This is a genomic window from Paenibacillus harenae DSM 16969 (assembly GCF_000422465.1).
GTDB classification, from domain to species: Bacteria; Bacillota; Bacilli; order Paenibacillales; family Paenibacillaceae; genus Pristimantibacillus; species Pristimantibacillus harenae.
The window spans coordinates 91,811-114,582 of sequence record NZ_KE383845.1; the positions used below are offsets into that span (position 1 = coordinate 91,811).

A 22,772-nucleotide genomic window follows, 5' to 3' on the forward strand; every position below is an offset into this window, starting at 1 on the left:
TTATTCCATCTTAGTTCTTCAGCGGCTGGCGCTCATAGCAAAGGAAGGGTCGTTCATGAAAGGGATCACTCACAGCAAGGCACCTTATTTTTTCATCGCTCCAACGCTAATTTTGCTAACCGTATTTTCTCTGCTTCCCATACTTGTCGCATTAATAATCAGTTTTACGGATATGGACCTGGCCGGTCTTGCCGACTGGTCTACTATTTCATTCGTTGGACTCAAAAACTATGCGGACGTTATTACCGATCCCATTTTTATAAAAGCCATACTCAATACTTTATTTTACGTCGTATTCGGTGTTCCATTCGTCATTCTATGTTCGCTCGCCATCGCGATTATGATTAATTACGGCGCGAATCGGATATTTAAAGTATTCCGCGTCATTTTTTATATGCCCTCGGTAACGAACGTCGTGGCAGTCGCCGTCGTATGGGGCTTTCTCTATAACCCCATCTTCGGCTTATTTAACTATTTGCTGGAATGGGTTCAATTGCCCGCCGTTCCTTGGCTTCAGGACCCGATCATGGCCAAAATTTCATTGATTCTCATGGCGCTGTGGAGAGGAATCGGGCTTAACATGATTATCTTCATCGCTGCGCTGCAGGGTATTCCCAAAACGTATTACGAGGCGGCGCAGCTTGACGGCGCCAGTACTTGGAAGCAGCTTACGAACATTACGATTCCAATGCTCCGTTTCGCCATTTTCTTCGTTTCCATCACGACCATGATCGGCTGGCTGCAATTTTTCGAGGAGCCGTTCATAATGACGAACGGCGGTCCGCTGGACAGTACGACCTCCGTCGCGCTGTTCATTTACCGTAACGGATTCCAGCTAAGCGACTTCGGATACGCGGCGGCAGGTTCCTTTGTTCTGTTTATTGCAATTATTGTCATCACGCTGGTTCAATTCCGATTCCAAAGCAAAGAAACGGATCTTTAATCCGAATGGAGGTGAAATGGATGAGCTCGCAAGCAAAAGCCGCAAAACCCGCAAAACCCGCAAGCGGTGAGAAAGCGCTCAAGTGGATTCTTGGCATCACCCTTGCCGTCGGCGGAATATTGGTTATCTTGCCATTCATATGGATGATTCTCTCTTCTTTCAAGCACGAAGGCGAAATACAAAATATTCCCCCAACGCTGTGGCCGGAACGGTTTACAACGGAAAACTTTAAAAACCTGTTCGAAAATCTGAACTTTGGCGTCTATTTAAAAAACACGTTCATTATTGTCCTTTTCTCCTTTTTCGGACTTTTCCTGAACGCAATGGCCGGCTTCGGTTTTGCCAAATATAAGTTCAAAGCGAAGGATAAGCTGTTCTATCTCGTGCTTGCCACGATGATGATTCCAGGCCAGGTCACGATGATCCCGGTCTACTTGATATTGAACGAAATGCAGCTGACCAATACGATGATCGGGGTCGTATTGCCCGGACTGGTCGGCGCATTCGGCATCTTCCTGTTCCGGCAGTTCATGTCCACGATCCCCGACGAGCTGCTCGAAGCGACAAGGCTGGACGGAGCGGGCGAGTTCAGAACGTTTCTGCAAATCGTTCTTCCCATCTCTAAGCCGATTCTCGCCGTTCAAGGCATTCTGGCCTTCATCGGAGGCTGGAACAGCTTCCTTTGGCCGCTCATTATCGCCAATGACGAGAAGCTTTATACGCTGTCGGTCGGCCTCTCCCTGCTGAAGGGGCAATACGGCGGTAATTATGCGCTTCAGATGGCCGGCTCGACGTTCATGGTTGTGCCGATCATCATTATTTTCATCTTCTTCCAGAAGCATATTATCGAGAACTATTCGATTTCAGGTATGAAGTAATACGCCGAAGCAAGAAGGACCTCACCCGGAATAGCGCCGGGGAGGTCCTTTATTTTTATTTAAATTTTCCGAAATCCTTAATGATCACTTCCCCATGACCTTCACCTTCATGGCGGGATACGCTTCATCCCAATTGAACTTGCTCCATTCCTTATAGCTCATGCTGTTTCTAATCTGCTTGCCCAGACCGAGGCTGTCCACCTTGTTCTTCTGCATCAAGGCAACCATGGCTTCCGCATCTGCAAGAACGTATGCCGTCATTTGCTGCTCGAGCTTTTGCCGGTCCTTATCCTTACTGATATCCAATTCGCCGGAATATTCCAGGAAGAATGGTTTGATGAACAAAATCGATACAATCCTTAAATTCGTCTAAAATGTGCTGCAGCGAAGGCTCCTCGTGCCGCTTTGCGAAAGCTTCCGGTTCATTGCCCGTTTGGGCTGGCTTCTTCATCATCCCTGCGCGATTTAGTCGCCGAAAAATCGTCCTGCCGCACCTCGCCCCGCTTCTTAATATTCCCTTTTAATGTGGACTGTTTTGGCGATTTTATGCGGAGCCGCGGACATACGCATGCCAAAAACCACAAAGCTTAAAAGCCTTGTGATATGGCGGAACATAATTATGAAGCGGAAGCGCCGCGAGTCATGCTCTTCATATAACTTCTGCTTGCGATAAGAAAATATAAAGTTGCTCGACTTTGCGGCCCAGCCTCTCCAGCTCGTTACGGCTGAGCTGCAGGCGCAGTCCGCCGACCGTAAGCTCAGCCTGTCCCGCGTCTCTCCCCCCGATTACTGGTTTTCGCTTGATTCGAATCCTTCGGTACGATTAAAATAACCTCGTTCCGGACGACGGTAAATTCGGAATCGCTGCGCTCCGTCACCCGACTTGCCGCCGTAAAGTCCGCCGTCATGCGGTCCAGCGTAACATCCAGAACGACCTTTCGGCCATGAACGAAAACGAGCTTATGGAGACTGTCGTCGGTTAGCGGATGTTCGCCAAAGCTCGAACGGTGCAGCAAATGTCCCAAATAGCTATGATCCGGCGTCCACTTGCGGCCGACCACCTTCTCCATCTCATCCCTTGGCATATAAGGAGGAAACATATACATTTTATCCCATTCGAATGAAGCGATATCGGCCATTGAAATCGTATCCTGCCGCTGAACGGCCTCGGTCAGGCTGCGGATAAACGGTTCCGCGTGGGCGTTATCGACCTTCTGCCTGTCATATTCCAAATACCCCAACAGAAACGGAAGGCAAACCAGAACCGGGAAAAGCAAAAGCGCTGAGATCATCAGCTTCTTCTTCATATAGTAATTCGTCCCCCCGATTACAATTCATAAGTCAAATTCATTAACCTGTTAGGATAGATACTTTAATCCCAAGCAGGTCAAAGCGGCGGGCTTCGACGCCTTTACCCGCCGCACATAAAAACGGGCCGTCCCGCAGGCATATCGCCTGTCGGAACAGCCCTTCTTGCATTTGCTCAGCACTCGCCAGCGGCCGCAGGCTTGCCGGCATCGGTTGCCGTACGGAACGACGAACCGCAGCCGCATGTCGCGCTCGCGTTCGGATTCTCAATCGTAAATCCGCCGCCCATCGCGGATTCTTTGAAGTCGATGACCAGGCCGTTCAAATATTTGATGCTGTCCTGATCGACGACGACCTTCAGCCCTTGCATATCTATCGCCTGGTCGCCCTCGTGCTCTTCATCGTCAAACCCCATGCCGTAGGAGAAGCCGCTGCAGCCGCCTTCCTTCACGCCGATCCGTAAAAACAAATCCGGCGTTTCTTCCTGCTCAAGCATTTCTTTTATTTTGTCAGATGCAAGCTCACTGATCGTGATCATGCTACATCCCTCCATTATCTTCTAATCAACCCTAAGACGTTCACTTACTTGTTTATAGTATACCCCAGTTTACTCTTCTGCTCAAGAGAGGTGCGCCCAACTGCGCTTTCTTCCATGATATTCCTTGTCCTTAACTTTTCTTATTGCCCATGCCAGTTAGGAGGTTTATAATAGTTACAGCTTCTTAATCGGAATCGCAAGTTATTTTTTTCACAAACTATCTACTCAAGGAGGCTCCGCCATGAACGTCGTAATCCCGACAGAAGATAAGCAAATGCAGCAAATCATTGAAAAAGTGCGTCATGGCCAGCGTCTATCGCTGGAGGATGGCGTTTTCTTATATCAATCGGATGATCTGCTTACGATCGGACAATTGGCAAATGAAGTCGCGCTGCGCAAAAACGGAAAAAAGGTTTATTTTATCGAAAATATGAGTCTGTACTTTACCAATGTATGCGAAGCCCACTGCGCTTTCTGCAACTTTCGTAAGGATGAAGGCGAAGAAGGCTCGTATACGCTGAGCGGACAGCAAATGATCGAATACGTTGAGAAGCATTTTCACCCGGGCGTTCGTGAATTTCACATCGTCGGCGGCCACAATCCCCATGTTCCGTTCCAATACTATGTCGATTCGCTCAAAGCGCTGAAGGAGCGCTTCCCGGAAGTAACGCTTAAAGCGTACACGGCGGCAGAGATCGACTTTTTCTCGCGCATAAGCGGCCTTAGCTACAAGGAGGTGCTGCAGGAGCTGATGAAAGCCGGTCTGCAGTCGCTGACGGGCGGCGGCGCGGAAATTTTATCCGACCATTACCGCAAAAAAATGCGCGTTGACAAAGCGGACGTATCCCAATACCTGCAGGTGCACCGGACGGCGCATGAGCTTGGACTTCGTACTCATACGACGATGCTGTACGGTTCGATCGAATCGAAGGAGGACCGGATCCGCCACTTGATGCAGCTTCGCGAGCTGCAGGATGAAACGAACGGTTTCCTTGTGTTTATCCCGTTGTCGATGCAGCCAATCAATCCGAGAGCAGGCATCCGCCGCCGCAATTCCGCGTTCGAAGATCTGAAGACGATCGCTATCAGCCGCTTGATGCTTGATAACTTCCAGCATATTAAAGCCTATTTCATCAACATCGGCGTTCAATTGACGCAGGTGGCCTTAACGATGGGTGCATCGGACGCGCACGGAACGATCGTGAAGGAAAAAATCAGCCATGCCGCCGGTGCGCTTACGCCGGAAGGCATTACGCGCGAAGACCTGATCTGGCTGATCAAGGGCGCTGGCCGCATTCCTGTCGAGCGCGATACTTTTTACAATGAAATTAAGGTGTACGAGTGAGTAATCCGCTTGGCGGAAGCGCAACATAAAGTTATCTTCTACAGTCGTGGAGTGTTGGAATCATATGAGAAAACTTGTTATTTTGGGCGGAGGTTATGGCGGGCTCGCCATCGCGAATGAATTATTGGAAAATCAAATGCCGCATGACGTAGCGATCGTCCTTGTAGACCGCATGCCGTTTCAAGGGTTAAAAACGGAATATTACGCGCTTGCGGCCGGAACGGTATCCGATCTGGAGCTGCGCGTCAAATTTCCGGTTGACCCGAGAATATCGCATGCTTACGGAGAGATTAACGATGTAGATATGGAACGGAAGCTCGTCTTCCTGGAAGATCAGGACCCGCTGGAATACGATTGGCTTGTCATCGGACTGGGCTGCACGGACAAATATCACGGCATTGAAGGAGCGGAGCAATACTCCACAAGCATCCAAACGTTCTCGGCAGCGAGAAGAACGTACTCTTTATTGGGCGATGTAAAGCCGTACGGTCAAGTATCCATTGTCGGCGGCGGATTGAGCGGCGTAGAAGTGGCCGCCGAATTGCGTGAAAGCCGGCCGGACCTGAATATTCGTATTTTGGACCGCGGACCTAGCGTGTTATCGGCATTTCCGGGGAAGCTTCAGTCTTTTGTGGCGGATTGGTTCTATGAGCATAACGTAGAGATGCGGGGAAATGTGTCGCTGACAAGGCTCGAGGGCGGCATTCTGCACGATGCGAATTCCGCTTCCCCCATCTACACCGACGTAACCGTATGGACGGCAGGCATTCAACCGGTGCCTCTCGTCCAGCGATTGGATTTGCCGAAGGATAAAACGGGAAGACTAATGGTCAATGAACTCCATCAATTGCCTGCTTATCGGGATGTGTATATTGTCGGAGATTGCGCCGCGCTTCCCTTATCCCCCAGCGGCCAAGCCGCGGGCGCTCAAGGCAAGCAAATCGCAGAAGTGCTTCACGCTATCTGGCAGGACAAAACGCCCCGTCTTGGAAAAATAAGACTCAAGGGCGTTCTCGGCTCGCTGGGCAAGAAAAGCGGGTTCGGCATCATGGGCGGAACGCCGATTATGGGCCGAGTGCCGCGCCTCGTCAAGAGCGGCGTATTATGGCGCTCAAAGCGACATCTCGGCTGACCTTGTTCATATCATAAATCGTCCATCAGCTTGTCGAGCGCGTCGCGGTCGGCTTGCTGCTGGTCGAGAGCCTTCAATATGTTATCGTACAGCTCATCCGCCGTTTCAGCCGACACGATCGTACCGTCGACAAGCGCGAATGGAAACAAGTAGCATTCGCCGCAATTGCCGAGGCAACCGTATTCCGTCACTTCATATTCGTCGTTTTGCTGTAGCAATTTCATGATTTTATCGGTCCCATGATGCATATTGCTGGCGCAAAATTCGATCATTGGTTTTAACATGCTGCATCACCTAACTTTACTTAGTTACTATCCATTTTCAATTGCTTCGCTTTGTACTATAATAGGGGAGAAAGGAGATGATTGCAATGAGTGAACAAACACAAGATACGATGTACGATGAAGTCTTGGACGTATTAGATAAGCTTCGCCCGTTTCTGCAGCGTGACGGAGGCGACGTAGAATTGGTTGATGTCGAGGGCGGCATCATCAAGCTTCGCCTGATGGGCGCCTGCGGAAGCTGTCCGAGCTCGACGATCACGCTTAAAGCGGGTATCGAGCGCGCGCTTCTGGAAGAGGTTGAAGGCGTAGTCGAAGTCGTTCAAGTGTTCTAATTGTACGTTCGAATGGTAAAGAGTCTTATCGGTGCAGCCGGCAGTGCTGGTTGCATGCGATAAGACTCTTTTTACAGCCCTTTTATATTGGCCCGGATCGGATCGTAGCCGCCTGTCACATCGATCACGTTACCTGTCAGGAAGTTCGATCTCTCCTCGCACAAGAACAGCACGACGCGCGAGACGTCCTCGCCGGCGCCCGGACGGCCCATCGGCGATTCCGGATCAAATTCATTCTCCACCTCGTCAATGGAGCGTTCCTTATTCGCGCCTCGAATGTCTCCGGGACCGATCAGGTTCACCGTAATGCCGAACGGCGCCTCCTCAACGGCCAGCGACTTCGTGAAGGACACGAGCCCCGTCTTCGCAGCTGCATAGACCGCACGGTGCGGCCACGCTCTCGCCTCTCCCGCATGGCCGAAGCCGAAATGAATGACTCTTCCCCATCTTCTCTTGCGCATGCCTTCCAGCATGCGATGGTCGAGCAGCATCACTCCCAATAAATTGCCGTGTAATAATCGGATGATACTCGCTTCGTCATATTCGCTGAACAGCCTTCTCTGCCGGATGAATGGGCCGGCATTGTTCACGAGGATGTCCACGCCGCCGGAGAAGCGTTCCGCTTCCGCAGCGAGCTTGTCTACCCCTGCCGTCGTCGCAATGTCCGCTTGCACGGTAATGGCCTTTACGCCGAACTGCTCAATATGCTGCTTCACCTGCTGCGCTTCAAGCTCGCTCTCATAATAATTGACGATGATATTGCAGCCCTGTTCGGCAAGCTGAATCGCCGTTTTTTTGCCAAGTCCCTTAGCGCTGCCCGTCACTAATGCCGTCCTGCCCTTCAGCTCCACGAGCCTTCCTCCCCCACCGGGATTATGGTTGCTTTTTCCGCATAAGTCCGCATGCGTATTGAAAAGTAAGCAGCAGAGACTCCATCGCGAGATACAGACCCTGCGTTAAATCCGCCGATTGCTCCGCGATATTTTCCAACTGGACCTCTTCTCCATACATACGGTGACTTTGAATCAGATCGTCCTGCATCTCCGAATTCATGTAATGAATTTCGGTATTTCTCCGTTTGCGCAGCCTGTTCATCGGCTCCTTGTACTTCTCCTTCACTTCATTCAGCTTCCATGTCAGCTCCGGATGGACCTTCTTCTCTCTCATCTGACGCAGCACGGTGAAATAGGAGAAGTGAGGCTTGATCCTTTCCGTCCGCATGTCGAGAAGCTCATTCAGCAGCGTGCCAAGCTTGTCCAGCAAGGAGAATACGCGAATGAAACCGTTTTTGTCAAAATAGATATACCGATTATAATTCATCCTCTCCACTTCTGTCATTTGATTCACGGAAGAAGAGCTGATTTGATGTTGAAAATGCAGTGCGGCGTAATGGCTTTGCTCCAGCTCGTCGAGCGACGATTTCAAGCCAAGCGTCCAGATCTCGAACTTGCGCAGCTTATGGCCGCTGTCGCCGCCCGCCTGCGCTTTCTTGGATAAGATGGAAACAAATTGTTCCATTTGAAGGAATGTTTCCGCAAGCTTCCCTTTCGCTTCACTTTGAGGCTCGCCAAACAGGAATCGCAGCATACAGGAACCGTCCCCTTCTATCGAAATTTAAAGGCTGAATAGTTCGTTATATCGCTTAATCGAAAATTGCCGCCGGGTTTACAGCTTATATTCGCTCCAACGGTTATCTACGAGCTTTACGATATCCTCGCGCGGGAACAGCTCATCCGGATAACCCGGCTTCATTCTCGCGTCGATCACGATCGGCAGCTTGTAGCCGAAATGGTGGCGTCGGATATCCGAATTCGCATACATATCATCCGCCGGATTAAATCGGGTAAACACCGTCCATAGAAACGGTGTCTGCGCTGCAGCGATCTCGGCATCGTCTGCCAGGATGACGAGCGGCCATGCGGTATGCTTCTCCGCCAGACGCGCCAGCAGCCGCTCGGCCAGCTTAGGCTCTTCCTCATAGGAGGCGCCCGATACGACTAAGCACCCGCGGCAATAAGGCTTTGCCGCCGTTATTTCCGGAATCGTCCCTTCCTCATACTCGCTTGGAAGCTCGCGCACCGGATCGCCTACGCCGAGCATGACCGCTTTGCTGCCGTGATTAAGCTTGCCGCCCGTATAATCAAGCGTATCATGCGACGTTTTGTCAAAAATAAATAAATCGCTCTCCGGACGGAACCGCTCCAGAACCGTTTCGAGCAGCGAAGCAAAGTTCTCGAGCCGCACTTGCTGATTGGTTACCATAAGGAACTTGGTTAATGTCAGCTGTCCTTCGCCAAGAATACGGAAAGCCGATGCCAACGCTTCTCTTGAATAGCTTTCCCTAACGATAGCCGCGGCAAGCGCATGGAAGCCCGTCTCGGCATACGTCCATAAATCTTTCACTCCGGGCATCGCCATCGGGAACGCAGGCGACAGCAGCTTCTGCAGAAACTCGCCCATGTAGTAATCTTCCTGCCGGGGCTTGCCGACTACGGTCGCCGGGTATATCGCATCCTTGCGATGCCACATATGGCTGACGTTAAAGACCGGGAAATCATGTGTAAGCGAATAATAGCCGTAATGATCGCCGAACGGTCCCTCAGGTTTTCTCGCATGCGGCGGCACATGCCCGCTCAACACGAATTCCGCTTCCGACGGGATGCGGTGCGGGCCGTTCGGGTCTTTCACAACGGGGAGCTTTCCTCCGATGATCAATGATGCGAGCAGCAGCTCCGGCAAATGCTCAGGAACGGGAGCGATGGCGGATGCGATCAACGCGGGAGGCCCGCCGAGAAATACGGATACCGGAAGCGCTTCATTACGCTTCTCCGCCTCATGATAATGGAAGCCGCCGCCTTTATGAATTTGCCAATGCATGCCCGTTGTCGAATCATCAAAAATTTGCATGCGGTACATGCCAAGATTATGCTGTTTCCGGTGCTCCGGATGCTCGGTATACACAAGCGGCAGCGTAATAAACGGTCCGCCGTCCTCCTGCCAGCTTGTAATCGCAGGCAATCCTGCAAGCGGATTATCCCGCTTGCAGGATTGCAGTATCGGAGCATTTCCGGAAGGAACTTCTTTAATCCCTACCTTCAGCATGTCCCATATTAAATTTCTCTCGCCCCATATCGCCTTTGGCGTCGGCGGCAGAACGCGGTCAACCGCTCCGACAATTTGCTTCATGAGCGCTTCTGGGCGGGGACCGAACGCCAGGTCGACCCGGCGGCTCGTTCCGAATAAATTCGTGACGATCGGGAACAGGCTTCCTTTCACATTCGTGAACAGCAGGGCCGGTCCTCCAGCGTCAATAACGCGGCGATGGATTTCAGCAACCTCTAAATGAGGATCAACCGGAGCATCAATGATCGCCAGATCATTCTCGCGCTTCAACATGTTTAAAAACTCACGTAAATTCGAAAAACTCACTATTGTACACGCCCTTCCCTAAGTCGCCATGAACGAATGACCATATCAAGCAGGATCCCGAACAAGCCGGTTATAATTAAGTTATGCAGAAGACTCGTAAACACAAACCAGTCCTTGTCTCCAATCGTAGCGGTAAGCAGGGCTCCGCTTAACACCTGAATAACGACCAGCGCCAGCGACCAAGCCGACGATTTCGTCAAGCCGGCAGATCCATGGCTTACTCTACGAATATGAAAGTACAAACCGGCAATGGCAAAGCCTAGAATGAGTGCAGCAACTCTGTGAATGAATACGGCGCCTGTCGCGCCTTCAAGCTCCGGTATAACTTGTCCGTTGCACAGCGGCCAGCCTTCGCAGCCTCCCGCCGAATCCGTATGCCGGATGTAGGCGCCCAGATAAACGACAAAATAGCAATAAACGGCTGTAGCCAATGCCCGCGGATAAATGGAGCTCGGCACCCGGTATACGGCTTCCATGCCTCTGCGCACACGGTATGACCATACGACCAGCAGCAGCGTCGCGGCAAAGGCGATTAAGGATATCCCGAAATGAATGGCCAATATGGGCGGTGATTGCGGCCACATGACGGCTGCGGCGCCCATCAGCGCTTGGATAACGGTGAAGAGCAAGGCTGTCCCCGAATAAAATAACGGCTCCTTGAACGCTTCGCGGTTTTTTCTATACTTGGAATAGACGGAGAGGCTTACGGCAAGAACCAGAAGCCCTTCCAGGCCGCTAACGAGACGGTGGGAATATTCGATCATGGATTCCAGCGTATAAGCCGGTATAAATTTACCATGGCACAGCGGCCAATCATCGCCGCAGCCGCGTCCTGATTCCGTATTCGTAACAAGCGCCCCGGCGAGCAGTACAAGAAGCATTCCGATGCACGCAGCGAGAGCAAGCGCGCGAAAACGGCCGGTTACCATCATAAATCACCTATTTTCACGAATTAATAACAGATCAATTATAGCCATAAAAAATCGCAAAAGCCATGTTGAAAATGTGAAACTTCCGTGCGGATAGCCCGTGGGAACAAACATGTGAACAAACTCAATCAGAAACGTCTACGCGGTAAAGAAAAGTCCGCGCCGCGGAAGCGAAATGCTTCCCGCAGCGCGGACCTCTCGTTTAAGACTGGCTTAGCGCGTCGCTGACCTGTAAGGCGCGTTCGATGAATTGTTCGATCTCCTCGCGCGTCTTGCGCAGCTTGCTCACGAAGCGGATCAGCTCTTTGCCGCTTCGGAAAGCAATAAAACTCGGAATGCCTAAAATATTCAACTCGGAGCATAGATCGGGCAGATCATCGCGGTCAAGCTCAACGAACCGGACCCGTCCCTCGTACCTACGCTCTACATCCGGCATAAACGGATCAATAAAGTGGCAATCCTTGCACCAGTTTGCTTTGAATACCGCGATCGTCAGCTTATCGCCGGCAATCTCTTCTCGAAATTCGGCATCCGTGCTTAATTTTTCCATGCTGGTTCACCTCTGCTCATTTGCATTGTTCCGGACCACTTCTGCTAAGCTTTCGTGCTCCTGCTTATATTTCCCTTTCGATCGTAAATACTTTCTCGTCTTCATAAATTTCCGACCATTTCAGCTTTGCGCCCAGAGCCGAGGCCAGGTCGCGCGCAGGGACATAAGTTGTGCCGTCAACGACGGTGACCGGGAATGACCATTTGACGGTTTTGCCGTTAACGACCGCCGAATCACTGTTATTTTTTATTAGAATTGTAGTGTCCGTTGCTTCATCATAGAGCTCTACGCTCTTCGTCTTCGCATCGTAAGTAAGCTCTGCGCCGAATTCGTCGGCTGTTTCCCGAAGCGGAATAAGCGTTCGCTGAGTCGCTGTTATAATAACGGGATTATAATACCCGTATGCGATCCAGCTGACCGATTGCTTGCCGATATGAAGTTTATTTTTCAATAAATCATAGATCACCGATTCCTCGTCAAACTGCTTTAATACTTGATAGCCATGCATTCCGGCAAGCGTTTCCGCCTTTAGGGCATCATCGGACACCACAGGCGTTTCCGCCTTCACGTCGCCGTTTACATTCCATGCTTCGCTCTCAAAGTTAACGGTAACCCTTTTGAAAGGCAGCAATTCCGCTTCCTCATCTTCGCCGGGAACATAGGAGAACGCGTAGACCTGCTTGCGGATGTCCAGCTTGTTATCCATATACACGTCCGCTTGAACAGTCAGATTCTCGCCGAACATTCGATCCAGCGATTTCGGATCCTCTTCCTCCGCCAGCTTCAGCTCATCTTGCAAGTTTGCAAGCATAGCCGCGATTTCGTCCGAAGCCTCCTTCAAAGTATCGTCCAGCGTTGGCGCGTCAAGTCTCCGTTCACCTTCACCGATCGGATTAACGGCGCCGATTGCCGCCCATACGTCCGGATTATCCGACAGCAGTTCAAAAACGCCAGCGATCATTTGGTCGAGTCCCGCGCGGTCTGCCGCCAGCGCATCCACATATTTCTTCACCCATGCCCGAATCTCCTGCCCGTTCATGTCAATATGTACATGCATGAGAGAGGTGGAAGCTCCATTTATGAGCTCGTTAACCGGTTTTACTTCGATGCGTTCCGGATTCGGCAAATTGCCGATCACGTACGACCCGACCGTATCGATCATTTGATGACCGAGCGCGGTAAGGGAAGCGTTGTCCAGCCCGGTACCGCCTTCGTCTTCCAGCGGAGGCATGCCGGTCAAGCCCAGCAAACCTGCGCTCGTTAGATCAAGCGCGAATGGCTGCTTGGCTCCTTCGAGCTCCATAACAGCAAGCGTGTCCGACATTTTCAAGGAAAAGGCTATGCTGGTCGTATCTCCAAAAATCAAGCTCCCGTTGAAGGAGACATGTTCATTGTCCTGTACCTTTACTTGATCCAGCTGCAATTTTATATGCGTAACAAGCTTTATAAGTGCGATTTCCTCTTCCGGCATGCCTTCATAGGCTTTCTCATCCATCTCAAGCTTCAGTTCGACAGATTGCGTCCCTTCGCTCGAGGTAACCTTAAGCGCGTTCATCAGCGTCTTATTGAAATCCACATTCGAAATCGATTGGCAGCCAGCCAGGAATACGAGTGCAAATACGAGCACGAGCGCGGCCAGCTTGCTTGGAACCCCCCATTTTCTAACCATTCACTTCTCTCCTTTAGTCATAAGGTATTAGTTATTTGAACCTAATAAACACTTCCCATTGTACATGGAGACTCTACCTATTGTAAATGTATGGTATGCAGAAGTTTTGTCGAAATTGGTAGATTGATAGGGATATAGAAAAAAGGGGCTCCATTAGCGGAGACACCCTTTATAGGATAAGAACTTATATCGCTTTTCTGTAAAAAGGCTTCAAAATAAGCGACATCGCTTTGCGCAGTGGCCCCGGGAACGTCTTGATATCTTCCGGCGTCACGACGCGAAGCGCCGCCAGCAGAATGACATACAATCCGCCGACAACGACCGCCGCCGCGGAGCCGGCCGCCAGATAAGACAGCTTGTTCGGCCATGAATCGGTCAACGCAAGCATGATGCTCTCCGCGCCCCATCCTGCCGCAGCTGGAACGACAACCGCGATTACATAAGGCACCCAGCGCCGGCCGAGCACATTCAGCTTCACCCGCTCCTTAATCTTCTCCACATTCAACCAAGTGATCACGATAAAACAAATCGATGAACCGATAATGAGGCCGTAAACGCCGAACCAAGGCGCGAGCGCAATGCTGCAAAGGATCTTCAAAGCGAAACCTACGAACGTATGCATCATCGGCTGCTTGGGCATGTCGAGTCCGTACAATATCGAATTGGTCGTCATCATCGTAATTTGAACGATGGTTCCCGCCGTGAGCAGGGCGACAGCCCCGCTGCCGCTCGGGGAGACGAACAGTAAGCCGGTAATGGAATAGGCGGCTATGCTAAGAAGCAGCGCGACAGGTACACCCGTAAAGCATACGATCCGCATGACGAGCGACGCCTGCCGCTGGACCTCGTCCATTTTCTTCAACGAAAAAGCCGAAGCAATGACCGGAATAATGGATGCGCCAAGCGCAATCGCCAGAATCGGCGGAATGCCGGCAATGGCCATCGCTTTTGTTGAGTAACCGGCTAACGCATCCGTAGCCGCCTTTTCGCTATATAAGGATTCGGTAAGCCTCATGAAAAACGTTGTATCAAAGAAATAGACGAACTGAACCGCCATCGCCGTCACAACAGCCGGAATGGACATCGTGAATATTTCCCGGTAAATAGTCCTATAGCGGATCGGTTTCCTGCCCGCCTCTTCCATCTTCTGAACCTTGGTTTCCAAGCTGTTGTGCTCGGCTTTATCCTGCTTCCGCATCTTTCCGGCGTACCGGAGCATGACGCCGAATGCGCCGATGCTTCCGAACACGCTGCCGAAGGCGATCGCGGCCGCGCCCCATTCTTCTCCCCAGCCCAAACCGAGAATAATAAGTGCGAGCCCGATACCGCCGATAATTCGTAGAATCTGCTCAACGATTTGCGAGATTGCCCCAGCAGACATAATCTGCCTGCCTTGGAAATACCCCCGCGTCATCGCGATAACCGGGAACAGCAGCAGCGCCGGCGCAATGGCCCGCAAGGAGAGAACCGATGAAGGAAGCTTCGCAATCTGTGCAATCAACGGCGCAAAGACGAACATGCCAATAGCCAGGAGAACACCGGTAACCGTCCCGAACAATAGAGCCGCTTTATAGATTTGCTTGGCTTCATCCGGCCTTCCAAGCGCATAACGCTGGGAGATCATTTTGCTTATGGTAACCGGTATACCGCCTGTAGCTACCGTAAGCAACAGCAAATACATGGTGTTCGCCAGATTAAATGATGCCTGTCCGTCGGCACCCAGCATATAATCGAGCGGAATACGCTGAAACAGCCCGAGAAATCGGGCTGTCAGCGCAGCGGCCGCCAGAATGAGCGTGCCTTTTATTAAGGAGTCTTTTTTTAACATAGTCGAATCAAGAAGTCTCCCTATCCTTTATTTCCAATCGGCTCAAGTGCCTGGTGATTGCCTCGTACCGGGGCGGCCGCCAGGGAAGGGGCCGCCCAGCGGATCCCGTTCTGTATGACCTGCAGCACCTGCGGATTATAGTAAGTAGGATACGTTTCATGACCCGGTCGGAAATAAAAGATTTTGCCTTGACCTCGGCTGAACGTGCAGCCGCTGCGGAATACTTCGCCGCCCTCGAACCAGCTGACGAAGACCAGCTCGTCCGGCGCCGGAATATCGAAGTGCTCGCCGTACATTTCTTCCTGCTCGATCGTCAAATATTCAGGAAGCCCCGCCGCGATCGGATGCGCCGGATTAACGACCCATATCCGTTCCTTCTCGCCCGCTTCCCGCCATTTCAGATCGCATCCCGTACCCATGAGCTTTTTGAAAACTTTCGAGAAGTGGCCGGAATGCAATACGATGAGCCCCATCCCGCCTAATACGCGCTGCTGCACTCTTTCCACGATCGCGTCGTCGACCTTGTCATGGCCCATATGCCCCCACCAGATGAGCACGTCGGTATTCGCCAGACGTTCTTCCGTCAAGCCGTGCTCCGGCTCTTCCAGCGTTGCCGTTGCCACTTCGATATCGCCGGCGGCAACTCCTTTGGCAAGAGCTTGATGGATACCGTCCGGATATACTTTCTTCACCTCGTCGTGAATCTTCTCATGTAAAAACTCGTTCCATACCGTTACTTTAATCATCTGTATCCGCCTCTCATCTTTCTTAAAATACGAGCCACAAAATAAATACCGCGATCATGATCAATTGAAGGAGCACCTTCACGACCACGCTGGTGAACAGACCGACAACGGAACCTAACCCTACCTTTAACGATTTCTCCAAATTCGAGCCGACGATCATCTCGCCGATTACCGCTCCGGCAAAGGGGCCGATGATCAGACCAAACGCCGGTATGACGAAGGGGCCGATAATAATCCCGACCATGCTGCCGATGACGGATGCCTTGGAGCCGCCGAACCGTTTGACCCCCCAAGCGCTGACCGCATAATCGGCCGCGAACAGAACGACCACGATAATCGTCTGGATGAGCCAGAACCAAATCCCGAATTCGTTGAAGGAAAAGAAGAAGCCATAAACGAAAAATGCCGCATAAATAGCCAATGCGCCCGGCAAAATCGGATAAACCGCTCCAGCCATGCCAACAACGAACAGCAGAACGACAAGAACCCATCCTAGTATGTCCATACGGGCATCAACCTTTCAATACAAATCGTCTGATAACCTCCGCTACGCCATGTTCGTCATTCGTCAGCGTAACAAAATTCGCGGCTTCCTTCACCGCGTCCTGCGCGTTCCCCATCGCGACGCCAAGTCCCGCTTCGCGTATGGCGGCGATGTCGTTCAGGCTGTCTCCTACGGCAATAACCTCCGAAAGTCCGATGTTAAGAAGTCCGCAAAGCTCGCGAATGGCGGTTGCCTTCGAGACCCCCTTCGGATTCAGCTCGAGATTCGACGGCGACGAATTCGTAATTTCAAGCGCATCCCAGCTTTGCACTTCGGCCAGCAGTTGCTCCCTAATGCTGTCATCCTCCGTATAATAACCGAATTTCAGCCAATGATGGGCATCATAGTCGCCGGCAGGAGTGATCCATTTTTCTTTGTTATAAATATCATCCGTCGAATAAGCCCAAAACCAGGGCTCCTCATGCTTCAGCGCCAGCTCATGCAGCCTCTGCACGTACACCGGGCTTAAATGCGTCCGCTTATGCAGCACATGCGGCCGGTGCCAGATCTCGCTGCCGTTTACCGTAATCATCGGCGTATCCAGCTTTAATTGCTCGGCATATGGCAGCGCGCTGCGAAAGCCCCGGCCGGTCGAGAAGATGACGATGACGCCGGCGTCCAGCGCCTTCTGAATCCATTCCGCATTTTCCCGGCTAATCTCCGACTGCTCATTCAGAAGCGTCCCGTCCATATCGAGCGCTACCAGTTTGTAATCTCCCAATATTGTGCCTCCTTACAAGGTGACTCGCAAGCGTTCGTTTACGAAATCATTAGCATATGTTACTAGTAAATCATTTTAGCACATTCAAGTCAGATTCCAAACGACCGTCATTCACAAGAATGAGCAAGCTTTCGCCGGTCAGCGTCAGCTTGCTCATCCATTGTGTCATTCTCTTGCAATTGAAAAAAATATTAGGAGGAAGCGTTGCCGGATTCCCCTCCCGAACCCTGCTTATCGGTACTCTCGTCAGCAGGATCCTCCTTCAGCAGCAGCTCCTGCCCCTTTACCTGCAGCAGCTCGAGCGCTTCATCCAGCCCGGCCGTTCCGTCTTTTACCTTCTGCAGCTCCTGCCGGGCTGCCGTCGTGAATTCCATCCAGAAGTTTTCGGGCAGCTTGTCGTAATCCTTATAGGAGTCAAAGGTGCTCGGCTTCAAGCTGTAGAACGCCGCGTAATTACGCTCTTCCTCATCCTTGATGTACTGCGTGCGCACGGGCATTCCGTTATAATTGTTTGATTTCGACTTAACCCTCGCATATTCGTCGCTCGTTACATATTGCAGAAATTCCCAAGCCGCTTCCTTGTTCGGCGAATCCGCGCTTACGGCCAGCAGGTTATGGAATTGCATCATGTTGCTTTGGTCCGGGTTCTGCATGCCCACGGGGACGGTAACAAGATCCCATTGCTTCACAACCTTGTCCTTCACGCGGTCATTCTCCGTCGCCTGCTTGATTTGATTAATATAGTTGTTGTCCCCGATCGCCATGGCAAGACGCCCGGAGATGAAAGGATCCCTTAACAAATAATCCTCATACGAGCTGCTCTCGCCCATCGCCTCGTGGCTCATGTTCTCGAAGTAAAGCGCGTTCGACTCATGCGCGTCAAGCGCCGTCTGGAAGGCATTCTTCCACGCATCCGAGTTAATAGTCATCTGCTTCTGCGCGGCATTTACATAATTGATGCCGTCTGCGGCCGCCAGCATGCTAGCCATTTCGAACAGATCGTCGGAGTAGCCCATCTTTAATCCATATATCCGATCCTTCGCGTCACCTTCGGTCGGGAAGCGTCGTGCCAGCTGAAGGACCTCGTTCCAGCTCATCTTATCGGTCGGGTACTCGATCTGGAATTGATCGAACAACTCCTTATTGTAGAACAACACTTGGCTGTAGAAGTTCGGCGTAAGTCCGTATACTTTGCCGCCGCCCAGCTCTCTCAAATAATCGAGCATGCCGGGAATCAGACCTTCCGTGTCATACTTCTCTTTCTCCATCACGGAATCAAGCTCGTACAGCTTGCCGTCCGCGGACAGCGTTCTGTACTGCTCCTGGCCCAGCATCACGATATCCGGCTTCTCCTCGTCAATAAATTTCAAGGTCGCCGCATTGTAGTCCGTCGTTTCATCCCTATACATATTTTGCGTCGATACGACCTCGATCTCAACGTCCGGGTGCAGCGCCGAGAACAGCATGCCATATTGGTCAAAGAAAGACCCTTCATCATAATACATGACGCGGAGCGCCGATTGCCCGTTCTGGGGCTCCTTGCTGCCCGGACCGAAGCTGCAGCCTGTCATCACAATCGTAAGGATAAGCGCCGGCATCATAAATTTAAACCATGATTTCATATGTAGTCCCCTGCTCCTCTATTCGAATTATTGTGAATCCGTATGGTACCGCCTTCTCCCTCCTTCTTTTCCAATTGCTAACAAAACCAGTAAGTCCCAAATATAGTACGTTATTTACTTGGAAAATGTTTCATTCCGCCAATAAAAAGACATTTAAGCCGAAAAAGATCTCAGCTTAAATGTCCAATTTACGAATCATATGGGGAATCAACACGATTTCCCGCGATTCAAGAGGCAAGTCGGCGCAGCCGAAGCTTCTTGACAACAATTCCCTGCGTTGGAGAAAACAATAAGGCTGCCGCGAACAATACGCCCGCTGCGCATACCATGCAGCCCGCGATCGACGCGTCCAGCAGAGCGGCTGCGTAATACCCGATGAAGGTACTTGCTACGCCTGCCGCAACGCTCAGCATGATCATGACGCCCAGCCGGTCCGTCAGCAAATAAGCGGTGGATGCCGGAATGATTAGCAGGCCGACGACAAGAATCGCGCCGACGCTCTCGAACGAGCTGACCGTAGCCATCGATACGAGACCCATCAGAAGATAATGAAACGCCGCGGCCGGTATTCCGATCGCAGCCGCCAGCGCGGGGTCAAAAGCGCACAGCTTGAACTGTTTGTAGAAAATCGTAATCACCGCAACAATAACGAGCAAGGTAAAGCCAAGCAGCCATACCGCTTTCGGCCCCATATTCATGCCGCCAAGCTCCCATATGTTCCAATGCACATATGCGATTTCACCATATAGAATCGCATCCTGGTCCAGATGAACCTGACGGGCGTATAAGCTCACAAGCACGACCCCGATCGCGAACAAAGCGGTGAATACTACGCCGATCGAAGCGTCGGATTGAATGCCGCTGTTCTGGAACATCTGAATCAGAAAGGTCGTCAACAAACCAAAAACAAGCGCCGCGAACATCATAAGCAGCGAATCTCTTGACCCGCTGAGCAGGAAGGCGATGACGATGCCCGGCATGACGGAATGACTGATGGCATCGCCGATCATGGCCATTTTGCGCAATACGAGAAATACGCCTAGAATGCCGCAGCAGCTGGCGACCAGAGCGCCCGTAAGCAATATCCAAAACTCGCTCATAATGCCGCCTCCTTCTTCACGCTTCCCTGGGCGTGCAGCTCGGTGTCCCGGTTAAAGCGCCGCTTCGCTTTCCGTCTCATCAGGCGTTTGGCTACGAGACCGCGCTTTGGCCCGAAAAGAACGGAAATGCCGAATAGCATGGTCGCCGCCAGCACGGTTACGGGACCTGTCGGCAAATTCGATACGGACGCGCTGATCCAGGTGCCAGCCGCTCCGCTTGCCGCCCCGATCAAGCCGGATAGGATAACCATCAGTCCGAGCCGGTCCGTCCAATACCTTGCCGATACGGCCGGCGTAATTAGAAGAGCTGCAACGAGCACGACGCCAACCGCCTGAATGCCGGCCACAACGGCGACAACGATCAGAAACATCAGCAGCTGCTCGAGAAAAGCGACCGGATAGCCGATCCCCCGCGCAAAGCCGGGATCGAAGGAAATGATTTTAAACTGTTTGAACAACAAAGCACACACCGATATCAGCAGACCGCATACGATCGTCATCGCCACCACGTCCGAAGCGATCATGGAAGCGGCCTGACCGAACATGAACTTATCCAGACCAGATTGATTTCCGTAATTACCATGCTGGATGAACGTCAGCAGCACGATCCCGAGTCCGAAAAATCCTGAAAGCACGATCCCCATCGCGGCATCCTGCTTAAGCTTGGAGTTCCGGGTAATGTACCCGATCCCGAGGGTCGCCGCGAGGCCGGCGATACCGGCTCCAATAAGGAACAGCCCGATGGACTTCACGCCTGTCAGCATAAAGGCGATACAAATGCCCGGCAGAGCGGCATGAGCAAGCGTGTCGCCCATTAAGCTTTGCTTGCGCAGATACGAGAAGCATCCAATAACCCCGCTGCTTAAGCCGAGCAAGGTGCAGCCGAGAAAGATCCACTGCATATTCGGATCGGCAAGCATGGACAAGATTTTATCCATCGCTTACTCACCCTTCCCGCTAGGCGGCGGCGACTGAAGATTACGGTCAAGAAAAGCCAGCCTTCCGCCGTAGGTTCGCTGCAGGTGCTCCTGAGTAAAGGTTTGCGCCGTCGGCCCGTAAGCCTGCAGCTCCACATTCAGCAGCAGGACGGAGTCGAAATAATCCTGCACCGTCGCAAGATCGTGATGAACGACGATGACCGTTTTCCCTTGAAGCTTCAGCTCCTGCAGCAGCGTAATAATCGCTTTCTCCGTCGCGGCGTCAACGCCTGCGAACGGTTCATCCATGAAATACAGCTTTGCATCCTGCGCTAAAGCCCGCGCCAGAAATACGCGCTGCTGCTGTCCGCCCGACAGCTGGCTAATCTGCCTGTCGGCATAATCGGCCATGCCGACCTTGCTTAAGCATTCAACGGCAATCGCTTTTTCTTTCGCTCCGGGGCGGCGGAACCACCCCAGATGACCGTACCTGCCCATCAGCACCACATCCAGCGCATTCGTCGGAAAATCCCAGTCGACCGATTCGCGCTGCGGCACATAGCCGATAAGCTTCCGCTGCTGCTTATAAGATTTCCCGTAGACGAGAACCTCTCCGCCAATCGATGGAATAAGGCCAAGCGCCGCCTTCATTAGCGTCGACTTCCCCGCGCCGTTCGGACCGATGACGCCGATCAGCTCGCCTTCCTTTACTTCAAACGATACGTTCCGGAGCACCGGCTTCTTCTGATAGGCCACGCTTAAACCCCGGATAGCCAGCGGTGCCACCGTATTCGTATGCTGCGCTGCGGCAGTTGTCGTAACATTCATCATGACACGTCCTTTCCCGGCTTTCTTCCCGTTTTATTTCAAAGCGGCTACAATCGTATCCACATTGTGCTTTACCATGCCGATATAAGTGCCCTCTTCCGTTCCTTCGTCGCCCATTGCATCGGAGAACAGCTCGCCGCCGATTACAACCTTATGCCCTAATTGACGCGCGCCTTCGATGACCGATTCTATCGACTTTTTTGGAACGCTGGATTCGATGAACACCGCTTTAATCTTGTTCTCCACCAAATAATCGCGAAGCTTGCTGACGTCCTTCGAGCCGTATTCCGACATCGTATTCATGCCCTGCAGCCCCGTAACCGTCATCCCGTATGCTTCGCCGAAATAACCGAAAGCGTCATGCGCCGTTACGAGTATCCGGCTCTTCTCCGGTATAAGGGCGATCTGCTCCTTCGCATACCGGTCAAGCTCCTCAAGTTTCAGTATATACGCCGCAGCATGCTCCTTGTAATAATCGGCATGAGCCGGATCCTTCTCGGCAAGAGTATCCCGAATGACCTCCGTGGCGGATATCCAAAGCTTCACGTTGAACCATATATGCGGATCATGCGAGCCCGTTTCTTGGTCTGGAGCCGCATGCAGCTGCTCTTCCTTCAAGTAAGAGGATACCGCCACCGTCGGCTTTCTTGTCTCCAGCGCTTCGAACATCTCCGCCATTTTGCCTTCCAGGTGAAGCCCGTTATAGAAAATAATGTCCGCGCCGTCCAGCTTCTTCACATCGCCCTGAGAAGCCTTGTATAGATGGGGGTCGATACCCGCACCCATTAATCCGCTGACCTCGACGTATTCGCCGCCTACCTCCCGGACGACATCCGCAATCATCCCCGTCGTCGCCGTAACCGTCAGCTTGCCGCCGCTGCCGGTTTCTTGGCTGCCGCAGGCACTGGTTGCGATGGCTGCCGCCGCCAGAAAGATTATCGTCATAATGAACCGCCGGATCGCCGAATTTGTCTTGAATTTTTTACGCATTGTAAAAACCTCCCGAATCTCGTTATTGGTTTATATGCCCTACAGTTTGCCCTTATGAATCTTATTTTGCCATATGAATCTTATTTTACCGAAGGCCTTTTTTTTAATAATACACAAAAATGTTTCTCTAGTGCAACAT

24 protein-coding genes are annotated in these 22,772 nt (G+C 51.9%); 5 read left to right on the forward strand and 19 right to left on the reverse strand.

What is annotated here, in order from left to right; genetic code table 11:
• Positions 1-55: 55 nt before the first annotated feature.
• Positions 56-943 carry a carbohydrate ABC transporter permease gene (locus H581_RS0128285; RefSeq protein ID WP_029192199.1) on the forward strand — a complete coding sequence of 296 codons (888 nt, stop codon included), beginning with the start codon at positions 56-58 and terminating at the stop codon, positions 941-943.
• A gap of 20 nt (positions 944-963) precedes the next feature.
• Entirely contained in the window at positions 964-1,821 is an 858-nt protein-coding gene (locus H581_RS0128290) for a carbohydrate ABC transporter permease (protein WP_029192200.1), read from the forward strand.
• Positions 1,822-1,905: 84 nt separating this feature from the next.
• On the opposite strand, the gene H581_RS0128295 is transcribed toward H581_RS0128290, so the two are convergent.
• From H581_RS0128295 to erpA, 3 genes are all read right to left on the reverse strand, one after another.
• The gene (locus H581_RS0128295) at positions 1,906-2,166 is read right to left on the reverse strand and encodes a Ger(x)C family spore germination C-terminal domain-containing protein (protein WP_029192201.1); all 261 of its coding nucleotides are present in this window, start codon (positions 2,164-2,166) and stop codon (positions 1,906-1,908) included.
• Between the two features lie 413 nt (positions 2,167-2,579).
• Positions 2,580-3,128 carry a hypothetical protein gene (locus H581_RS0128300; RefSeq protein WP_029192202.1) on the reverse strand — a complete coding sequence of 183 codons (549 nt, stop codon included), beginning with the start codon at positions 3,126-3,128 and terminating at the stop codon, positions 2,580-2,582.
• Positions 3,129-3,304: 176 nt separating this feature from the next.
• Positions 3,305-3,667, reverse strand: a complete 363-nt coding sequence (gene erpA / locus H581_RS0128305; protein ID WP_029192203.1) for an iron-sulfur cluster insertion protein ErpA — start codon at positions 3,665-3,667, stop codon at positions 3,305-3,307.
• Positions 3,668-3,908: 241 nt separating this feature from the next.
• Between erpA and mqnE the strand changes: the two genes are divergently transcribed.
• Both mqnE and H581_RS0128315 read left to right on the forward strand, forming a co-directional pair.
• Entirely contained in the window at positions 3,909-5,012 is a 1,104-nt protein-coding gene (gene mqnE, locus H581_RS0128310; protein WP_029192204.1) for an aminofutalosine synthase MqnE, read from the forward strand.
• Positions 5,013-5,076: 64 nt separating this feature from the next.
• Entirely contained in the window at positions 5,077-6,144 is a 1,068-nt protein-coding gene (locus H581_RS0128315) for an NAD(P)/FAD-dependent oxidoreductase (RefSeq protein WP_029192205.1), read from the forward strand.
• Positions 6,145-6,155: 11 nt separating this feature from the next.
• Here H581_RS0128315 and H581_RS0128320 read toward each other — a convergent pair whose 3' ends face one another.
• Complete coding sequence (locus tag H581_RS0128320; protein WP_029192206.1) at positions 6,156-6,428, reverse strand: YuzB family protein; 273 nt, start codon at positions 6,426-6,428, stop codon at positions 6,156-6,158.
• Positions 6,429-6,514: 86 nt separating this feature from the next.
• Between H581_RS0128320 and H581_RS0128325 the strand changes: the two genes are divergently transcribed.
• Positions 6,515-6,760, forward strand: a complete 246-nt coding sequence (locus H581_RS0128325; RefSeq protein WP_029192207.1) for a NifU family protein — start codon at positions 6,515-6,517, stop codon at positions 6,758-6,760.
• Between the two features lie 71 nt (positions 6,761-6,831).
• On the opposite strand, the gene H581_RS0128330 is transcribed toward H581_RS0128325, so the two are convergent.
• The 15 genes from H581_RS0128330 to H581_RS0128405 all read right to left on the reverse strand — a co-directional run bounded on the left by H581_RS0128330 (position 6,832) and on the right by H581_RS0128405 (position 22,633).
• Positions 6,832-7,605, reverse strand: a complete 774-nt coding sequence (locus H581_RS0128330; RefSeq protein ID WP_029192208.1) for an SDR family oxidoreductase — start codon at positions 7,603-7,605, stop codon at positions 6,832-6,834.
• 28 nt (positions 7,606-7,633) lie between these two features.
• A complete protein-coding gene (locus H581_RS0128335) occupies positions 7,634-8,347 on the reverse strand; it encodes a Cthe_2314 family HEPN domain-containing protein (protein WP_029192209.1) in 714 nt (237 codons plus the stop codon).
• A gap of 78 nt (positions 8,348-8,425) precedes the next feature.
• Complete coding sequence (locus H581_RS0128340; RefSeq protein WP_029192210.1) at positions 8,426-10,189, reverse strand: UbiD family decarboxylase; 1,764 nt, start codon at positions 10,187-10,189, stop codon at positions 8,426-8,428.
• Positions 10,189-11,121 carry a COX15/CtaA family protein gene (locus H581_RS0128345; protein ID WP_342663461.1) on the reverse strand — a complete coding sequence of 311 codons (933 nt, stop codon included), beginning with the start codon at positions 11,119-11,121 and terminating at the stop codon, positions 10,189-10,191. Before H581_RS0128345 ends, H581_RS0128340 begins: the two co-directional genes overlap by 1 nt.
• 199 nt (positions 11,122-11,320) lie before the next feature.
• The gene (locus H581_RS0128350) at positions 11,321-11,668 is read right to left on the reverse strand and encodes a thioredoxin family protein (RefSeq protein ID WP_029192212.1); all 348 of its coding nucleotides are present in this window, start codon (positions 11,666-11,668) and stop codon (positions 11,321-11,323) included.
• A 64-nt stretch (positions 11,669-11,732) separates the two neighbouring features.
• Positions 11,733-13,337 carry a copper amine oxidase N-terminal domain-containing protein gene (locus H581_RS0128355; RefSeq protein ID WP_029192213.1) on the reverse strand — a complete coding sequence of 535 codons (1,605 nt, stop codon included), beginning with the start codon at positions 13,335-13,337 and terminating at the stop codon, positions 11,733-11,735.
• A gap of 184 nt (positions 13,338-13,521) precedes the next feature.
• Positions 13,522-15,165 carry a putative polysaccharide biosynthesis protein gene (locus H581_RS0128360; RefSeq protein ID WP_029192214.1) on the reverse strand — a complete coding sequence of 548 codons (1,644 nt, stop codon included), beginning with the start codon at positions 15,163-15,165 and terminating at the stop codon, positions 13,522-13,524.
• A gap of 20 nt (positions 15,166-15,185) precedes the next feature.
• On the reverse strand, positions 15,186-15,911 hold the full coding sequence (locus H581_RS0128365; protein WP_029192215.1) for a ThuA domain-containing protein: 726 nt from the start codon (positions 15,909-15,911) through the stop codon (positions 15,186-15,188).
• Between the two features lie 22 nt (positions 15,912-15,933).
• Positions 15,934-16,416, reverse strand: coding sequence for a DUF456 domain-containing protein (locus tag H581_RS0128370; RefSeq protein WP_029192216.1), 483 nt, complete (start codon positions 16,414-16,416; stop codon positions 15,934-15,936).
• Positions 16,417-16,423: 7 nt separating this feature from the next.
• On the reverse strand, positions 16,424-17,176 hold the full coding sequence (locus H581_RS0128375; protein ID WP_029192217.1) for a Cof-type HAD-IIB family hydrolase: 753 nt from the start codon (positions 17,174-17,176) through the stop codon (positions 16,424-16,426).
• A 191-nt stretch (positions 17,177-17,367) separates the two neighbouring features.
• Positions 17,368-18,798, reverse strand: a complete 1,431-nt coding sequence (locus H581_RS0128385) for an ABC transporter substrate-binding protein (protein ID WP_029192218.1) — start codon at positions 18,796-18,798, stop codon at positions 17,368-17,370.
• Positions 18,799-19,025: 227 nt separating this feature from the next.
• Positions 19,026-19,898, reverse strand: coding sequence for a metal ABC transporter permease (locus tag H581_RS0128390; RefSeq protein WP_029192219.1), 873 nt, complete (start codon positions 19,896-19,898; stop codon positions 19,026-19,028).
• Positions 19,895-20,836, reverse strand: coding sequence for a metal ABC transporter permease (locus H581_RS0128395; RefSeq protein WP_029192220.1), 942 nt, complete (start codon positions 20,834-20,836; stop codon positions 19,895-19,897). The genes H581_RS0128390 and H581_RS0128395 overlap by 4 nt, the downstream gene beginning before the upstream one ends.
• Before the next feature lie 3 nt (positions 20,837-20,839).
• Positions 20,840-21,646 carry a metal ABC transporter ATP-binding protein gene (locus tag H581_RS0128400; RefSeq protein WP_281169582.1) on the reverse strand — a complete coding sequence of 269 codons (807 nt, stop codon included), beginning with the start codon at positions 21,644-21,646 and terminating at the stop codon, positions 20,840-20,842.
• Between the two features lie 30 nt (positions 21,647-21,676).
• The gene (locus H581_RS0128405; RefSeq protein WP_029192222.1) at positions 21,677-22,633 is read right to left on the reverse strand and encodes a metal ABC transporter solute-binding protein, Zn/Mn family; all 957 of its coding nucleotides are present in this window, start codon (positions 22,631-22,633) and stop codon (positions 21,677-21,679) included.
• Between the last annotated feature and the right edge of the window lie 139 nt (positions 22,634-22,772).

Bases quoted from the DNA above. Each gene is read 5' to 3' on its own strand.
- H581_RS0128405 (WP_029192222.1), bottom strand. From the start codon at position 22,633: ATGCGTAAAAAATTCAAGACAAATTCGGCGATCCGGCGGTTCATTATG.
- H581_RS0128320 (WP_029192206.1), bottom strand. From the start codon at position 6,428: ATGTTAAAACCAATGATCGAATTTTGCGCCAGCAATATGCATCATGGG.
- H581_RS0128360 (WP_029192214.1), bottom strand. From the start codon at position 15,165: ATGTTAAAAAAAGACTCCTTAATAAAAGGCACGCTCATTCTGGCGGCC.
- H581_RS0128355 (WP_029192213.1), bottom strand. From the start codon at position 13,337: ATGGTTAGAAAATGGGGGGTTCCAAGCAAGCTGGCCGCGCTCGTGCTC.
- mqnE (WP_029192204.1), top strand. From the start codon at position 3,909: ATGAACGTCGTAATCCCGACAGAAGATAAGCAAATGCAGCAAATCATT.
- H581_RS0128390 (WP_029192219.1), bottom strand. From the start codon at position 19,898: ATGAGCGAGTTTTGGATATTGCTTACGGGCGCTCTGGTCGCCAGCTGC.
- H581_RS0128290 (WP_029192200.1), top strand. From the start codon at position 964: ATGAGCTCGCAAGCAAAAGCCGCAAAACCCGCAAAACCCGCAAGCGGT.
- H581_RS0128400 (WP_281169582.1), bottom strand. From the start codon at position 21,646: ATGATGAATGTTACGACAACTGCCGCAGCGCAGCATACGAATACGGTG.
- H581_RS0128365 (WP_029192215.1), bottom strand. From the start codon at position 15,911: ATGATTAAAGTAACGGTATGGAACGAGTTTTTACATGAGAAGATTCAC.
- H581_RS0128345 (WP_342663461.1), bottom strand. From the start codon at position 11,121: ATGATGGTAACCGGCCGTTTTCGCGCGCTTGCTCTCGCTGCGTGCATC.
- H581_RS0128315 (WP_029192205.1), top strand. From the start codon at position 5,077: ATGAGAAAACTTGTTATTTTGGGCGGAGGTTATGGCGGGCTCGCCATC.
- H581_RS0128385 (WP_029192218.1), bottom strand. From the start codon at position 18,798: ATGAAATCATGGTTTAAATTTATGATGCCGGCGCTTATCCTTACGATT.
- H581_RS0128395 (WP_029192220.1), bottom strand. From the start codon at position 20,836: ATGGATAAAATCTTGTCCATGCTTGCCGATCCGAATATGCAGTGGATC.
- H581_RS0128300 (WP_029192202.1), bottom strand. From the start codon at position 3,128: ATGAAGAAGAAGCTGATGATCTCAGCGCTTTTGCTTTTCCCGGTTCTG.
- erpA (WP_029192203.1), bottom strand. From the start codon at position 3,667: ATGATCACGATCAGTGAGCTTGCATCTGACAAAATAAAAGAAATGCTT.
- H581_RS0128285 (WP_029192199.1), top strand. From the start codon at position 56: ATGAAAGGGATCACTCACAGCAAGGCACCTTATTTTTTCATCGCTCCA.
- H581_RS0128325 (WP_029192207.1), top strand. From the start codon at position 6,515: ATGAGTGAACAAACACAAGATACGATGTACGATGAAGTCTTGGACGTA.
- H581_RS0128370 (WP_029192216.1), bottom strand. From the start codon at position 16,416: ATGGACATACTAGGATGGGTTCTTGTCGTTCTGCTGTTCGTTGTTGGC.
- H581_RS0128350 (WP_029192212.1), bottom strand. From the start codon at position 11,668: ATGGAAAAATTAAGCACGGATGCCGAATTTCGAGAAGAGATTGCCGGC.
- H581_RS0128335 (WP_029192209.1), bottom strand. From the start codon at position 8,347: ATGCTGCGATTCCTGTTTGGCGAGCCTCAAAGTGAAGCGAAAGGGAAG.